At 29.3% G+C, this 17,113-nt stretch carries 11 protein-coding genes and 1 pseudogene; 9 read left to right on the forward strand and 3 right to left on the reverse strand.

The window, feature by feature from the left end; translation table 11 throughout:
- Positions 1-254 (forward strand): annotated as a pseudogene (locus GQ540_RS13020) (hypothetical protein); the annotation flags it as partial.
- A 95-nt stretch (positions 255-349) separates the two neighbouring features.
- Here the strand turns inward: GQ540_RS13020 and lpxB are convergent.
- The 3 genes from lpxB to surE all read right to left on the reverse strand — a co-directional run bounded on the left by lpxB (position 350) and on the right by surE (position 2,628).
- Positions 350-1,453 (reverse strand): lipid-A-disaccharide synthase, encoded by a 1,104-nt coding sequence (lpxB, locus tag GQ540_RS13025; protein ID WP_291801879.1) that lies wholly within the window; start codon positions 1,451-1,453, stop codon positions 350-352.
- Between the two features lie 97 nt (positions 1,454-1,550).
- Positions 1,551-1,850 (reverse strand): hypothetical protein, encoded by a 300-nt coding sequence (locus GQ540_RS13030; RefSeq protein ID WP_291801882.1) that lies wholly within the window; start codon positions 1,848-1,850, stop codon positions 1,551-1,553.
- A 13-nt stretch (positions 1,851-1,863) separates the two neighbouring features.
- A complete protein-coding gene (gene surE / locus GQ540_RS13035) occupies positions 1,864-2,628 on the reverse strand; it encodes a 5'/3'-nucleotidase SurE (RefSeq protein ID WP_291801885.1) in 765 nt (254 codons plus the stop codon).
- Positions 2,629-2,874: 246 nt separating this feature from the next.
- On the opposite strand from surE, the gene GQ540_RS13040 reads away from it, so the two are divergent.
- The 8 genes from GQ540_RS13040 to GQ540_RS13075 all read left to right on the forward strand — a co-directional run bounded on the left by GQ540_RS13040 (position 2,875) and on the right by GQ540_RS13075 (position 17,080).
- Positions 2,875-4,980, forward strand: coding sequence for a carboxy terminal-processing peptidase (locus GQ540_RS13040; RefSeq protein ID WP_291801887.1), 2,106 nt, complete (start codon positions 2,875-2,877; stop codon positions 4,978-4,980).
- A gap of 189 nt (positions 4,981-5,169) precedes the next feature.
- Positions 5,170-5,946, forward strand: coding sequence for a prolipoprotein diacylglyceryl transferase (locus GQ540_RS13045; RefSeq protein ID WP_291801890.1), 777 nt, complete (start codon positions 5,170-5,172; stop codon positions 5,944-5,946).
- Positions 5,947-5,952: 6 nt separating this feature from the next.
- Positions 5,953-6,639, forward strand: coding sequence for a putative metal-binding motif-containing protein (locus GQ540_RS13050; RefSeq protein WP_291801893.1), 687 nt, complete (start codon positions 5,953-5,955; stop codon positions 6,637-6,639).
- Between the two features lie 108 nt (positions 6,640-6,747).
- Positions 6,748-7,179 carry a hypothetical protein gene (locus GQ540_RS13055; protein ID WP_291801895.1) on the forward strand — a complete coding sequence of 144 codons (432 nt, stop codon included), beginning with the start codon at positions 6,748-6,750 and terminating at the stop codon, positions 7,177-7,179.
- Positions 7,180-7,294: 115 nt separating this feature from the next.
- Positions 7,295-10,156 carry a histidine kinase gene (locus tag GQ540_RS13060; RefSeq protein ID WP_291801897.1) on the forward strand — a complete coding sequence of 954 codons (2,862 nt, stop codon included), beginning with the start codon at positions 7,295-7,297 and terminating at the stop codon, positions 10,154-10,156.
- Positions 10,149-10,895: a response regulator gene (locus GQ540_RS13065; protein WP_291801898.1), complete on the forward strand. Its 747-nt coding sequence runs from the start codon at positions 10,149-10,151 to the stop codon at positions 10,893-10,895. Before GQ540_RS13060 ends, GQ540_RS13065 begins: the two co-directional genes overlap by 8 nt.
- A 255-nt stretch (positions 10,896-11,150) precedes the next feature.
- Complete coding sequence (locus GQ540_RS13070; protein ID WP_291801901.1) at positions 11,151-13,628, forward strand: hypothetical protein; 2,478 nt, start codon at positions 11,151-11,153, stop codon at positions 13,626-13,628.
- A gap of 11 nt (positions 13,629-13,639) precedes the next feature.
- Positions 13,640-17,080, forward strand: a complete 3,441-nt coding sequence (locus tag GQ540_RS13075; protein ID WP_291801903.1) for a hypothetical protein — start codon at positions 13,640-13,642, stop codon at positions 17,078-17,080.
- The last annotated feature ends 33 nt before the right edge of the window (positions 17,081-17,113 follow it).

The following is a 17,113-nucleotide window of genomic DNA, read 5'->3' on the forward strand; positions in this document are numbered from 1 at the left end:
ACGAAAAAGTAGCTGTATTTGGAGTTGGTTTACAAAGCAAAGAAGATGGTGAATCAGTATTTTTACCAAAAATTGGAGAATCTCATGTGGCCGCTTTACCTTATGAAATTATATTACAAGGAAAAACAGCAACAATGCTTCACGGAAAATATAGAATAGCATTACATTGGCCAGAGCTAACTATGGGAACTTTTATGAAAATTATGAGCACACCTGGTGATATTGAAGATACATTAGAGGGAATTTGCGAATAAAAGAATTGTTATTAAGTAATAATTAATAATGATAAAAACAGCTTCAGAATTAAATTTTGAAGCTGTTTTTTTATATGTAAAATTTATAGGTTTTTCTATTTCACAATTAGTTCAGCTACTTTTTTAGAAGCGCCTTTTCCTCCTAATTTTTTTTCTAAATCAAAGTAATTTGAAAACATTTCTGATCGTTTTGCAGTATCAAGTATTTTATGAAGTTCTTGTTCTAAGTTTTTTTCGTTAAACTCATTTTGAATTAATTCTTTCACAACTTCTTTATCCATAATTAAGTTTACCAACGAAATGTATTTTAAATCTATTAAACGTTTTCCTATTTGGTAAGAAACCCAACTTGTTTTATAACAAACAATTTCAGGAACTTTAAACAACGCTGTTTCTAAAGTAGCGGTACCGGAAGTTACAATTGCAGCATAAGAAACGGATAATAAATCATAGGTTTTATTACTAATAAATTTTACATTTTCTTGATTCATAAACTGTTTGTAAAACTCAAAATCTTGACTAGGAGCACCAGCAATCACAAATTGATACTCTTGAAATTTATCAGCCATTTTTAACATAATTGAAAGCATTTTTTTAATTTCTTGCTTTCTACTTCCTGGTAATAAGGCTATAATTGGCTTGTTAGATAAATTATATTCTTTATTAAAAGCTTCAATACCAACTTGCTTTCTATTTGCAATTGCATCAATTAAAGGATGCCCAACAAAATGTACTGGGAAGTTGTGTTTTTGTTCGTAAAAATCTTTTTCAAAAGGTAAAATAACAGACATTTCATCAACATCTCTTTTAATTTTATGAATACGATTTTCTTTCCAAGCCCAAATTTGTGGTGAAATATAATAGTGAACTTTAATTCCTTCTTTTTTAGCAAATTCAGCAATTCGCATATTAAAACCAGGGTAATCTATTAAAATTAAAACGTCTGGTTTAAATTCTATAATATCTTTTTTACAGTATTTAATATTTCTAAAAATTGTTCTAATATTTAGTAAAACTTCAGCAAATCCCATAAATGCTAACTCGCGATAATGTTTTACCAATGTACCTCCAACTTCTTGCATTAAATCTCCTCCCCAAAATCTAATTTCAGCATTTGAATCTTTTTCAACTAATGCTTTCATTAAATTTGAGCCATGTAAATCACCTGAAGCTTCTCCTGAAATTATATAATACTTCATCTGTTTAAATTTTATTTTTTAGTGCTAACAGATGCTGTTCACTATTAATCATTTCTTTATGTTTCAAAATTTGTTGGGCTCGTTTCATTTTGTAAAATTAAAAAGAAAATAAGGTTAAAAAAAAGACAATTAATGCTACTAAAAATGTTTCTAACAAAACACCTCTAGCTCTATAAATTTGTTTTTTCTTTAAAAAGATAAAAAAGACAAAAAAATTGGCAATTGCACCTAACACTAAAACTCTAGCTTCTAAATTTACCTCTTGTATTAATTCAAGACTTTTATAAAAATTAAAACTTGAAAAGAATTCAACAAACACAAAACAACCAAATGTTGTTGCTATTAAAGCAACTAAAAACCCAATTAGAAGTTCTTTTTTTATGTTTAAACTTTTCATAATAGTTAAATAATTATAAATTCCAATTGTTTAATTTATGAATAAAATGATGCGCAGTTAAATCAAACTGAACAGGAACCAAAGAAATATAATTATTTGCCAAAGCCCATTCATCAGTATCTTCACCTTTATCCATATTTACAAATTTACCTGTTAGCCAATAATACACCTTACCTTGCGGGTTTGTTCTTTTATCAAATTCTTCAACCCAATTTGCACGTGCTTGTCTACAAATTTTAATTCCCTTAAAGGTACTACTTTTAGGAAAATTTACATTTAAAACAACACCATCTGGCAAACCATTTTCCAATACATTTAACGCTATTTTTTTTATATGCTCTTTTAAAGGTTCAAAATTGGCATTCCAAGAATAATCTAATAACGAAAAACCAATGGCAGGAATCCCTTCAACACCAGCTTCAACAGCTGCACTCATAGTTCCTGAATAAATTACATTAATTGATGAATTTGAACCGTGATTAATTCCTGAAACACATAAATCTGGCTTTCTATCTAAAATTTCACTAACAGCTAATTTCACACAATCTGCAGGTGTTCCTGAAGATTTATATTCAACTTGCGGACCTTTATCAACTTTTATTTCATTACAATACAACGTATCATCAATAGTAACTGCGTGGCCCATTCCACTTTGTGGGCTATCGGGAGCCACAACAACAACGTCACCAATTTCATTCATCACTGAAATTAAAGTTCTAATACCAGGTGCAGTAATGCCATCATCATTGCTAACTAAAATCAAAGGTCTTTTACTCATGTTCATAAAATTAAGCATCAAATTTAGGCTATTTTATTTGCTTACCACAAATTAAATTTTAACATTTTGTAAAGAAGTTTAAATCTTTATTTTGTTATTATTGTAGTAATTAAATTATAAGTTGTTATGAAATCAACTACGATTGCAACTTAAATAATAAAAAAAAGTTAAATTAGACACCTAACTCAAATAATGGCATTATTTTAGTTAGTAACAAACTACATAATTATTAAATTGATAAGACAGATGATGACCCGAAAACTAATATTACCAATACTTTTTGTTGTAAGTTTATTTACTAGCTTTCACTTAAAAGCAAATACAGACCCTAAAGATAAAGTTCTAATAACTATTTTAAAATATGTTTTAACGCAAGGTCATTATGAACCACATCAAATTAATGATGAATTTTCAGAAAATGTATATCATCGGTTTTTAGAAAGCTTAGATCCTTCTAAACGCTATTTCTTACAATCAGACATTGATGAATTTTCTAACTATAAAACAAAAATTGATGATCAAATTAACAATGAAGATTTAACGTTTTTCTTTTTAGTTTATGATCGTCTTGTTTTAAGAATGAAGGACTCAAAACCATATTTTCAAGAAGTATTAACAAAACCATTTAACTTTAATTTAGATGAGACATACAATGTTGATTATGAAACATCTCTTTATAGTAAAAACAAAAGTGAGCTTAAAAAAATATGGCATAAACAACTAAAATTCACAACCTTATCTAAACTTCATGATAAATTAATTATTGAAGAAGATAAAAAGAAAGAAGACGAAAACTACGTTGTAAAATCGTTTAAAGAGTTAGAAAAAGGTGCTCGTAAAACTACTCTAAGTAATTTAACTGAATCGTTTCAACGTATTGAAGAACTAACATATTCTGATTGGTTTTCTTCGTATATCAATAGCATAACTGAAGAATTTGACCCGCACACAACATATTTTGATCCTATTGTTAAAAAAAGGTTTGATATTTCAATGGCGGGTAAATTGGAAGGTATTGGTGCAAGACTTCAAAAGAAAAATGATTATACCAAAGTAATTGAGCTAATTTCAGGAGGGCCAGCTTGGAAACAAGGTGAATTAGAAGTTGGAGATTTTATTATTAAAGTGGCTCAGAAAAATGAAGAACCAATTGATATTGTTGGTATGCGCTTAGATGATGCTATTGAATATATTAAAGGAAAAAAAGGTACTGAAGTTAAGCTTACACTTAAAAAACTGGATGGTACAATTAAAGTAATTTCAATTATAAGAGATATTGTTGAATTAGAAGAAACCTTCGTAAAATCAAGTGTGGTAAAAAAGGATGGTAAAAAATTTGGAATTATAAACTTACCAAAATTTTATATTGATTTTGATGAGAAAAACTTCAGAAATTCAGCTACAGATATGGCTCAAGAAATTGAACGTTTAAAAAGTGAAAATATTGAAGGTTTGGTTTTAGATTTAAGAAATAACGGTGGTGGTTCTTTACAAACTGCTATTGAAATTTCAGGCTTATTTATTAATAAAGGACCTGTTGTGCAAGTGAAATACAGAGACCGAGATGCTGACATTAAAAAAGATAAAGACCCTAAAATTCAATGGGATAAACCTTTAGTAGTGTTAGTAAACGAATTATCTGCTTCAGCTTCAGAAATATTTGCAGCTGCAATGCAAGATTATGGGAGAGCAATTATAATTGGTGGAAAACAAACCTATGGTAAAGGAACTGTTCAAAGCGTTTTAAACCTTAACAGATATCATAATTTAGATGAAGATATTGGAGCTTTAAAAATGACTATTCAAAAATTTTATAGAATTAATGGTGGTTCTACACAATTAGAAGGTGTACATTCTGATATTATGTTGCCAGATAGATATACATATATGAATATTGGTGAACGTGATTTAGAAAATCCTTTAAAGTTTGATAAAGTGCCGCAAGCAACATATAATCTTTGGAATAATTACGAAAATTTTGATCAAGCAATTCATAATAGTAAAAAACGAATAGCAAACAACAGTTATTTTAAGTTAATAGATCAAAATGCTAAATGGCTAAAAAAAGCTCAAGATGACACATTAATTTATTTAAATTTAGATGCATATAAAAACGATTTAAAAGCTCATGAAAATGAATCGTTAAAATATAAAACTATTAGAGATTATTCAACAAAATTAACTTATACATCACCTCTTTACGAGCAACCTTTAATAGAAGCGGATAAAGATTTAGCTGAAAAACGTGTTGCTTGGCATAAAAATTTAAAGAAAGATATGTATGTTGAAGAAGCTTTAAATGTTCTAAGTGAATTAAAACTTAAATCAAAATATCATTTGGTTAAAAATTAAACTATTCAAAAATAATTTTTGAAAATACTGTATTGTTAAATTTAACAATACAGTATTTTTTTATCCGGATTTATAATTTAAAAAGCATAATTACTTCTACTTTATCTAATCAAGTGGTTACTTTACCTAATCACTATTTTTTTTAAGATCTTCACTTCTTAGGTTTGTTATTAATAATAACAAACCCACATGTACCCACAACTTTTTCATTTCGAATTCCCATTTAGCTCACAACAAGTTACAATTTACACGTATGCTTTTTGCATAGTTCTAGGTACGCTAATAGCTTCACTTTATACAAAGTGGAGAACAAAAAACGAGTTAGGTACTATCACATTATCAAACAATTTTTTCTATTTAATATTTATAGCCGGTTTTGTTGGTGGAAAATTATTCTACTATTTAGAAAAACCTCTATTTTTTTGGAATAATCCTCACTTAATGCTCAATAATTTTTCTGGCGGTTTTGTTTTCTACGGTTCATTTGTAACCATTATTCCTATTGTAATTTTGTATTTAAAGAAATACAAAATTCCCATTTTACCAATGCTAGATATTTTAGCAATAACAACCATTATTGCACATAGTATTGGTAGAATTGGCTGTTTTAATGCTGGCTGTTGTTACGGTAAACCAACAAACAGTATTTTCGGGTTGATTTTCCCAACAACAAATAATATAGCTGTACATCCAACACAACTGTATGAAGCTTCAGCTTTAATTCTGTTGGCCATAGTACTTCTTTTCATAAAAAAACACCAACAATTTAAAGGGCAATTATTCTTACTTTATATTGGAATGTATGCAATTGCAAGACCCATATTAGAACTTTTTAGAGGCGACAACCGAGGTTACATTATAGATAATTACGTATCTCATTCTCAATTTATAGCAATACTCATATTAATAACAGCTTCCTTCTTTTATCTAAAATTAAAAACGAAAAATAAATTAATCTTAAAATAACTAAAAATGAAAAAAATAATTTTAAACATTGGTATTCCATTAACACTTTTAATTGTAGCCACACTTATAATTGGACCTGCGTGTATAGGAGATGAAAATGATTATAGCTACAATTGGTGGCCTGATACAGATCAAGATGGACTTGGAGATTCCTCTGTAAATCCGGTTAATGCAACCAATAATAATGCGCCTGCCAACCATGTAAAAGACAATTCAGACTGTGATGATAACAATGCAGATGTATATCCTGGTGCAACTGAAACTCCTGATAATACTATAGATGAAGATTGTAATGGTTTATATGGGTATACTTTTTATCAAGATAAAGATGGTGATGGTTTTGGAGCTGGAAATCCTGTTATTCTTGATTTAGATTTAGGAGAAGAAACTCCAGTAAACTATTCTACTAATGATGCAGATTGCGATGATAATAATGATGCAATAAATCCTTTAGCTGATGAAATTTTCAACAACGGTATTGATGATAATTGTAATGGTGAAACTGACACAGACGATGTTAGATATATTGATGCTGACGGAGATGGCTACGGTTCAACACAGGAATCGGCTGCTGATGGTGTTTTTAATAATTTAGATTGTGATGATACAAACGATGAAATTCACCCGTATGCTGTAGAAAAGAACAACGGTATTGATGATGATTGTGATGGTGTTATTGATGAAGGGATTTAAAATCTAAAATACTACGCAAACCCATTGAGTGCAATTAATCAAAGCAAATTACACTCAATGGGTCTTTTATTCATAAAAAACATAACAACAATTTAAAATTAAATGAAAATGAAAAAATCACTAAAAACATTCTTATTATTTACAGTAATATTCACACTTATTAATTGTGATAATGACACTGGAAATGCGCCAAACGAAACAGCTTGTAATTATGAAGGTTTTACTTTTTTAGACACTAGTAACAATACTCAAACACTTATTCCAGAAACAGATTTATTTACAGATTTTTTTAACACTTCAAGTAATGGTCCTGAAGTTGAAATTTATGAAACTAACAATCCTGGAAACTTTAATTTTACCACAACAGTAGTAACCTTAAATGGTACTGGAACAGGGGTTTTAAATTTTAATGGTTCTACTTATAATGTTAATGTTATTTGCCAAAGAACAGGAAGCGCAATAGGAGATGAAATGCGTTTTGATTTAACAGCTAGTGGTTTAGAAGTTGAATTTTGTGTTGTAATAGATACTTTTCACTAATAAACTATTAAATATCAATAGCTATAATAAAGCCATACCTTATGATATTATTTACAATCTAATTCATTAATAATTATTTGCTTTATATTATATTGCAAACTAACAAAACTTCAGGTTGAACAATAAAAAATTCCATATTACTATTATTTTTACATTATTAATATGGAGTTTTTCCTATGCTCAAAAATATACCAATTACACAACAGAGAATGGCTTACCTAGCAATCATATTTACACCATTTTACAAGATCCTGAAGGGTTTATTTGGTTTTTATCCGATAAAGGAATGGTGAAATTTAATGGTAACCTTTTTAAAGTGTTCACCACAAAACAAGGTTTACCTAATAATGATGCATGGGAAGGGTTTACAACACCCGATAGCAAAGTTTGGTACTTATCAAAAGCTTCAGAGCTTGGCTATATAGAAAATGACAGTGTGTATTCATTTCAAAATAATGATGATGGTGAAATAATGAACCCTATTTTTTCTAGCCAAATTAAAAATGACGTTTACCCAACTTCCCCTACAAAAACCCACAAACTAATAAATGGAAAATGGAAAGTTATATTCAATAATTATTCAACTGATGCAAGTAACGATAAAGTTAAAACTTTTCATAAAAAAATAAGTCAATTACAACTTAATGTTAACACTAGTAATTTAGATATCATTAATAAAAAAAATACAATTATTAAACAAATTGCTGTACACAATTTACTTAAACAACTTTCCGTAAGAGGACAAATTACAGATAGTTTATTTACTTGGGTTTCAGAAAAAGAGTATTCAATTTTAAACCTTAATACATTAGAATTAAAACGTTTTTTATTCAAAGATGAAATTGGATTAGAAACTGTAAAACACGCACGTATTAATTTAATAAACAACAAACTACAAATAACAGGAGCTGGTTTTGTTGGGTTTTTAGACAATAAACTACATATTAAAAATCCATTTTATTTCCCAAATGAAATAAAATCACATTTTGCTTTAATTGATAAAAATAACGCTATTTGGTTTGCTACTTTTTCAAACGGAATTTACAAACTCCCTTACTCTAAACGAAATAGTAGTTATTCATTAAACAATCAAAAAACAGGAAGATTAAGTATTACTGATAATGCAATTTATACAACTGCTTTTAACAAAGGTTTTTATAAAATGGATACAGTCACAAATAAATTTAACCTTTTTTTAAAAGAAGAAGAATTTCCTTTTAGAGTTAAAGAAATTAAAGAGTTAAACACCGTATTTTTTCCTTCAAAATATAAATTTCGTTATTTAAAAAATAAAAAATTAACAACTATTGACTTTACAAAACCAGGTGAACTTTCAAATGCCGTTGCTTCTCAATTAATTTATCACAACACTAATTTATACAGCATTTTTCCTTTTGGTATTAATAAGCTAAATACCAACAACTTTGCTACAGAGAAAGAATATTTACAAGCCGGTTGTAATTTTTTACTTTCGTTTAACAATCAATTATTAATTGCCACAAATAATGGTTTAAAAGAATTAAGAAACGACCATATAGTTGAAATAAAATTAAACAATCATCATTTTAACAAACCTATTTTATCTTTAAATAAAATCTCTTATTCACAATTTTTAATAAATACTGATGGTTTTGGAAGTTATATTTCCAGTTTTAACACGCTATTTCAGTTACCTAATTCTGAATTTTTAACGGTTGAAAATGCTTTTATTGAAAATAAAAATATTTGGTTGGCTACTAATGAAGGAGTTTTAAAATACACAAAAATTAATGACTCTTATAAATTTATAAAAAAAATAAATTCAAATAACGGACTTCCATCAAATATAGTTAACGATATTTTAATTCGTAAAAATAAAATTATAGCGAGTACCAATAACGGTATTGCAATACTTCCAAAAAATCAAGAAAATAAATCACAATTCTTAACCATCTATTTAGAAAACGCCAACTATAACAATCAAAAAATAATTAGTGATAGTTCAACTTTTAACTATAAAAACGATAATAATGTTACGTTTTCTGTTTCAAGTATAAATTTTGATGAAAACACTTCTAAATTAAATTACAATTATAAATTATCACCCGTTCAAAACAATTGGATTAATACTAGCTCTACAACAATAAACTTTACAGATTTACCACCAAATAACTATAATTTAGAACTAGAAACACAGGGAGTTACTAAAAATTACACATTTAAAATAACGCCTTTATGGTATCAATACACCATTTCAAAAATTGGAATAACACTTTTAATATCCCTATTTGTAGGTTTTTTATTATCCAAAATTAGAAATAGAGAATTAGCTAAAAAAACAGCAAAATTAAACACACAAAAACAATTAGCTGAATATGAATTACATGCACTACGATCTCAAATGAATCCTCATTTTGTATTTAATTCATTAAACGCAATTCAATACTACATCACTAAAAATGAAATTGAATTATCTGAAAAATATTTAGTTCGATTTTCTAGATTGATTCGGAAATTCTTCGATTTTTCAAAAGATAAGTTTATAACTTTAGAACAAGAAATTTCTTTACTAAATAATTACTTAGAAATTGAAAAAATGCGTTTTGGTGATGATTTTATCTATGAATTTAACATTGATAAAACACTAAAATTAAACGAACAAAAAATTCCCACAATGCTTTTACAACCCATTGTTGAAAATGCAGTTAACCACGGTTTATTTCATAATGAAGGAAAAGGATTAATTAAAATTGAATTTTTGAAAGATCCTTTGAGTAATTTTATAGTGAAAATATCAGACAATGGTGTAGGGCTCACAAAAGCCAAAGAAATAAAAGAAAACTCAATAAAAACTCACATTTCAAAATCTAGCGAAATCATTCAAAATAGAATTGAATTACTGAACCAATCTAAAGTGTGGTTTATAACGTATTCTATTAAAGAGTTACAAAATTCAACAGGTACAATTGTTCAACTAACTTTTCAAAATAATGAGTAATACAATACATGCAATAATTGTTGACGACGAAAAAAATGCCATGGAAAGCTTAGCTTTAAAAGTGTCTAAATATTTTCCAAACATTCGTATATCTCATAAATTTCAAAACCCTCAAAAAGCAGTTGAAGAAATAAATAAAAACCATCCACATATTTTATTTTTAGATATTGAAATGCCCGTTTTAAGTGGTTTTGACGTGTTATCTAAAATTGAAAATCCTAATTTTGAAATCATTTTTGTTACCGCTTATAACGAATATGCCATTGATGCCATAAAACATTGCGCTATTGGTTATATTGTAAAGCCTATTGATAATGAAGAGTTAAAAGCTGCTATTGAAAATGCTTTAAAGAATATCAATCAAAAAAGTACATTAGAAAAAAACAGACAACTTTTAGAAAACCTAGTTTCAAATGGCAACTCAGTTATTGTAATTCCTACTCAAAAAGGGTTAAGTTTTATAAAAACTGATGACATTATTCGTTTTGAAGGTATTGATGGCTACACCAACATTATTTTAAAAAATAAAACAACCATTTTAAGCTCGTATAGTATTGGAAAATTCACTAAAACAAGTTCTTTACACAACTTTCACTTAGTACATAAATCTCACTTTATTAATCTAAATTTTATTAAGGAATATTTAAATGAAGGGTATATTGTATTAACTAATAATGATAAAATTCCAGTTTCAAAAATAAGACGCATCGAGTTTTTAGATAAGATTAGAAACAATTAATAGACCCTCTACACAATTTTAAGTATTTTTTTGTTTGTATTAACTAATAATTTCAGGACACACAATAGGCTTATCACACTTATAAAGAGCCTCTTAAAAATAATTTTAAATTTATTTTGTATATTGTAACAATTGTTACAATATAGTAATTGCTTCTTTAAAAATAATTAAGCTATTAAATAGGGTAACAAAATTAAATTATGATTGATATATGCTAAAACAATCATAAATAAATTACTAACTAAAAATCTACTAATGAAAAAAATAATACTTCTTGTTTTTTTTGTGCTATCTATTGTAAGTTATTCACAAGAAAAAGCATCTTCAGAAATTAACACAAGTAATTCAACAGACTCAAAACGTATTAGAAAAGGTACAACAATAGGAAAATGGACTGACATTTCTCAAGACTCAAAACGTATTGGAAGAGGCGCAGATGTTGGAGATTACGCTACTGTTCGTTTATCTTCCGGAATTTCAACACCTTCAGCAAGTTTTAAAGATAAAGCGTATGCTGAAAGTGGTAACTTTTTTGAACTTTCTGGCGCTTATTATTTTTCAAAATTTGGTTTTGGTGCAGCTATAGGTCAATACACAAATTCAACCGATGCTAATTTAGAACGTTTAACAAATTCACTTAGCTTTGCAACAACAAATGCAACTGAAGATTGGAAAGTAACCTATTATGGTTTTGGCCCTGAATACACAACTTCATTTAATAAAATTCAAGCATCATTATTCCTTAGAACAGGAATACTATCCATTAAACCTATTTCTTTACAAAGTAACTATACTGAAAATACCGATGTTGCATTTCCAATTTATGAGGCGTCTACAACTGAAACCTCAAACATTTCGTATGTTTCAACGGCTATTAAATTAGGCTATAATTTTAGCAATAACTTTAGTGTATTTGCAACTATAGATTTTATGTCTGCACTTTCAAATGACTTCACTATCACCGAAAAAAAAATAACAGACACTAACAGAAATGGCACAATTGATTTAGAAGATTTTTTAAAATTAGATGCTGCTTCAATAACTTTTGATGAAATTAAAACAACAATAAAACCACAAACTACAAATTTTGGTATTGGATTAAGTTACACATTTAGCTCAAAAAAAGACGGTGTTGGTGGTCAAACACACGGCCAACATAACAGAGGTAGAGCACCTGGGTCTATTAGCCCTGCATCTACTCCATCACAAAATACTGGTTTGTTAGATTTTCAAAAACCAGATAAAGTTGAAGAGCAAACTTCTAGAATGAATAAAGGTGAATTAACTGATGTTATTGATAAAGGCAATGGTACTAAAGCTCAAGACCATAACGGAAGTAGAAGTAACACGACTTCTTCTAAAGTTGACCCTAACTCTAATGGTAATAATAACAGTGACGCTACAGTAAAGAGAAAAAAACCAGGAAGAACAACTTATAGCAATATTACATTAGAAAGAGGTTCATTGCTTGTTGGTGAAAATAGAGTTTCAATAACTTTAACAAATCCTTCAAAAGAAAAAGCTGAGCAAAAAGACAAACAATTAAAACTTATAAATATTCTTCCAAAAAACAATAGTAATTTTAAAAATATAAATGAAATTGGTGCTTTTACTTGGAAGTTAATTGGTGTTAAAACACCAAAACCTAATTATATAATTGAAGTAACTAAAATAAGCAAAGCTCAACAACCTCAACGATCTTATACGTCCAAAACTTCAAAAAACACTATAAATGCAAGTTCTATTTTTAAAGACGGAAAATTAAGTGATGGTAATTATAGATGGAAAGTTACAGAAACTACAACTAGAATCTCTTCAAATCCAAGTTATTTTACAATGTCTAGTTGTGAAATAGATTTTACCATTGCAAATGAAGAAATTGAATGCTTAGGATATGAACAAGAAAATAGAAAATTTAAAATATGTTTTGATGTAACGTATTCAAGCACTTCAGGTGATTTAACTTATTTAGATCCATCATCTGGATTAACAGTTTACGACCAAACATATGCAACATTATCACACACATTGGTAAGTCCAAACCTTACGCTTGTTTCACAAGTTGGCGCAACTACTTCAACAGTAAGTTATTGTTTTGAAGTAACTGTTTCAGCAAGTGTAACTTCTATAGGTTTTGGATTGCAAGGTGACGATTTAGATCCAAGTCCAATTACTTGCCAACCAGGTGTTAGTCAATTATTTGATGAATTGCCTAGTTGTATTTGTGATGATTGTGAAGAAATTGAACTATCATTTGATGACTTCAATATTACACCAAATGAAGGAACCGGAAATCAATTCAATTTCAACGGAAATATTAATGTAAACGTTCCCGTTTACGGAATTGAATTTCAAATACAGTCATACACTTATTCTGCAGCACCTAGTGCTTGTACAGAAGGCGTTAGCAGTATTGAAGAATCTGGTATGATTTTAATGCCAGGAACTTCAATCAATGGCTCAACAACATTACAGTTGTTTAATGAAACTGCATCAGGAAGTGCTAGTTCTAATGATAATGCTACAAAAGATATTAAATACACAAGTAATTCGCCATTAACAGGCCCAATACCAATAAACTTAAACATTGGCTTGCCTGGCCCAATATCTGGTCTCGATCCTAGTTGCTGTGTTATAGATTACACTGTATGCATTAAAGTAAAAGTGTTTTATGAAGAAAGTAATTGTAAATCTTGTGTATTTACACATTGCTTCGAATTTAATAACCAATAAAAATTACTATCATGAAAAATAAAATATATACATTCAAAACATATATGTTGCTAGTAATTTTAATGGCAACTTCAATAGGATATTCACAAATAGCTGTAAATACAACACCCAATACTTCTACTTGTAATTTAAACGGAGATACGGTAACTGCATCAGTACCAACTGAAGCTTTAACAGGCGATAATATTGCTTTAAATATTACTTTACCAGGAACTTATGATGCAGGTTGTGTTAAAACAGTAACTATCACAAAATCTTCAAACTTAGTTTTTCAAAGTTCAGGAGCAATTCCTTTTGCTGATTTGGGAGGTGGAACCTACCAAAACACTGCTCCACCAATATTAGCAGGTAATGATGGGCAAAATTTCAATGTGTTTTTTAAGTTTCCAAATTATACAACTTGTAACGGTGCAATTGGAACTTTTGATGTAACTGTTACATTAGATTGCGCAGGTGTAATTACAACATGTACAACTTCCGTAAATGTTATCGCAAGAGCCGATAATTATTGGTCAATTTCAAAAGAATTTTACACCGGAGATTTAACCTGCGGAACTTCAAAATGGAAAATTAAATTAACACATAACAATCCAAATGGACCCGGTTTAGGAACTTATAAATTGGCAGGAACTTTCTTAGAAAGCGGGTTGGTAACAGTTCCTATTATTAGTGGAAGTTCATATACAGTTAATATATCAACAACTTATAATGGATCATATACCTATTATGCAACTTTACAAAATTGTTCACCCGATGGAAGCACCATTACAAATATTGTAGATTATAATTTTACTTTAGGAGATGGTTGTGATACAATGGTAGGCTCAGTTTCAGCAACTTCACCTCCATTGGCAAGTCCAAACGCATCTATCTCTTTTACAAAATGGGTTTCAAACAGTTATTATACCAACTTAACACCTGGTTGCGATGCACGCTATTATATAACAGTTTGTAACAATGGAAATGTACCTTGGACAGATTTAGTAATAACCGACAACTTAAATATTCCGGGAATTACTATAACAAATATTTCAATGCCCGCTGGTTGGACATCAAGTCCAATTGTGCCACCTTTTCCTCCTACTACTTATACTTTTTCTGCAGCTCCAGGGTTTGTATTGAACCCTAGTGATTGCCAAACAATTTATATAGATTTCCAAATTGATGGTGGTGCAACCATTGGTAGTACCATTTCAAATACTGCTAATTTAAGTTACGTAGCTTCAGGTACAGGTGGCGCTCCAGGAGGTCCTCCTATTGACCCTTGCCCTGGAATTAGTTGCCCAACTTTAGACTTAACTGTTCAAAATACAGATTCTACAGTAGATTTTGTTGTTGAAGAACCAAAAGCTATTCCATCAATCAAAAAATGTATTTTAGATCCACCAAACCCATTAATTCCACCTATTTATCAAATTGGAAATACTATTAAATATAGTATTATGGTTGGAAATTCTGGTTCAGGAAATTTAAACACAACTATTACTGATGCTTTAGGTTCGCCTCAAAATTTAGAAATTATGCCTGGCTCTATAACCTATGATTATTATGCTAATCAAAATGCAGGTTATAAAAATAGTTGTAGTCCTCCTTTTGGTGCACCAGATCCAATTATACCACCATTTTCAGTTACTGCAAATACGGTAGATTTACAAAATCCTACTTGGGCTATTACAGATATGCCTGGAATTTGTGACCTTAATAGATCAAACTTCTTAATTATTACATTTGAAGCTGAAATTTTACCACAACTTTCTGGATCAAAAACAAATATAGCAACAGTTCCTTATGGCGCTGGTACTTTAAGCAGTTCTGTAAATTATAGTATTGATCAGGTTGGTATTTTAGCAATTCACAAAGAAGCTGATGAAGAAATTGTTGAAAACGGCCAATCGTTTAATTACACGGTTACAGTTTCAAATAATGGTAGTGTACCGTTAGATAACATTGTTGTTACAGATATGTTACCTGATTGTGTTACAATTAACGGACAAATTAGAATTGAAGACGATCTTACAAATCCAATTACAAGTAGTTCTTCTGGAAATGTAATAATTACTATTGATCCTTCAACACAACTTCTTCCGGGAGATAATTTTATAATTACCATTCCGGTTGTTAAATCTGGTGGCGGAAACTGTTGTAATGAAAGTGTTTCTGTAACTGCTGAAATGACTACAACTGGTGTTGAATTAACTGCAAACTACGGAAGTGAAGAAGCGCCTGCAGCTTGTGTTAGTGGAACTGAATGTTGTGATATTGAAGATTTTGATGCTTCAATAAAAGAAAACAACGGAAGTTTTAATGTTACTATTAACGGTGGAAGTGTTCCAATACAAGAAGTTGAAATTTCTATGATTGATTATCATGTTGAATATTCCAACCCAGATTGTAAGCCTGATGATATGGGTAACTTTGGAACGTTATCTACTTCTAACACAACGTTAGCTAATTTAATTTTAAATGCGGGTGATAACAATACAAGTAGTCTTACTTGGTTACCTGGCTCACCGGGAATTTTAAACAGTAGTGTTAATTTAAACATTGTTGATCCGCTCACATTAAATTTAGATTGTTGTGATGTTGTATTCTCTTTCTGTTTAAAAGTGCGAGTTAAAGATGTAAATTGTAACGTATGCGAAAAAATAATTTGTTATACATCTGGCCAACAAGATGAACCTTGTGAAATAAACATTAAAGATATTGGTCAAGGAAAAATATATTGTCCGGGAGATAGCATTACATTAAATTGGAGTGGTTCTACACCTTCAGGTTTTGTAAATGTTTCTTTATTTGACAATACAAATAATGCTGTTTATCAAGTTTTAGCAACTGGCATACCTAATACGGGTGTTTTCACTTACACAATACCAGCTGGTATTCCTTGTGATCCTCCTAGAACTTGGTCGTTAATTGTTGAAGATTCTGAAAGTTTATGTTTAGGTAGAAGTAACACATTTACCATAAAATGTTGCCAAGTTGAACCAGATTGTGCTTGTGGTGAATGGCTTACAAATTATGTAACTGTAAAAGGGTATATAAAACAAATTCCACAAAACCCTAAACTAAAAATTAATTTCCAATCTAATTTAGGTAAGAATGTTGACTGCGGAAGTAAAATCTCATTAAAACCTTCCATGTATTATTCATTTACAGCGCCAAATTACGTTTGTAACCCTGAAAATTGTGATGTAAGCTACAAATGGGAAATAATTGGTCCAAGTGGTGTTATACAAGCTGGAACTGGAAAAACATTTAATTACAGTTTTAGTAGTTATGGAACACACCAAGTTGTATTTACGCCAATATGTGGTGGTAAAGAATGTGAGCCTTGTACAATATATGTTTACATACCAAATCAAGGACACGACAATCCAAAAGATGTAATTCAAAAAATTGAAAAATTTAATATAAGACAAGAATTTGGACCTGTAACTCCAAAGAAAAATTAATAATTTATTCTTCTAAAATAAAAAATAGCTTGA

The sequence above is a fragment of the Lutibacter sp. genome, from assembly GCF_013139515.1.
GTDB lineage: Bacteria > Bacteroidota > Bacteroidia > Flavobacteriales > Flavobacteriaceae > Lutibacter.

Bases quoted from the DNA above. Each gene is read 5' to 3' on its own strand.
- lpxB (WP_291801879.1), bottom strand. From the start codon at position 1,453: ATGAAGTATTATATAATTTCAGGAGAAGCTTCAGGTGATTTACATGGC.
- GQ540_RS13055 (WP_291801895.1), top strand. From the start codon at position 6,748: ATGAAAAAATCACTAAAAACATTCTTATTATTTACAGTAATATTCACA.
- GQ540_RS13045 (WP_291801890.1), top strand. From the start codon at position 5,170: ATGTACCCACAACTTTTTCATTTCGAATTCCCATTTAGCTCACAACAA.
- GQ540_RS13065 (WP_291801898.1), top strand. From the start codon at position 10,149: ATGAGTAATACAATACATGCAATAATTGTTGACGACGAAAAAAATGCC.
- GQ540_RS13050 (WP_291801893.1), top strand. From the start codon at position 5,953: ATGAAAAAAATAATTTTAAACATTGGTATTCCATTAACACTTTTAATT.
- GQ540_RS13030 (WP_291801882.1), bottom strand. From the start codon at position 1,850: ATGAAAAGTTTAAACATAAAAAAAGAACTTCTAATTGGGTTTTTAGTT.
- GQ540_RS13075 (WP_291801903.1), top strand. From the start codon at position 13,640: ATGAAAAATAAAATATATACATTCAAAACATATATGTTGCTAGTAATT.
- GQ540_RS13070 (WP_291801901.1), top strand. From the start codon at position 11,151: ATGAAAAAAATAATACTTCTTGTTTTTTTTGTGCTATCTATTGTAAGT.
- GQ540_RS13040 (WP_291801887.1), top strand. From the start codon at position 2,875: ATGATGACCCGAAAACTAATATTACCAATACTTTTTGTTGTAAGTTTA.
- surE (WP_291801885.1), bottom strand. From the start codon at position 2,628: ATGAGTAAAAGACCTTTGATTTTAGTTAGCAATGATGATGGCATTACT.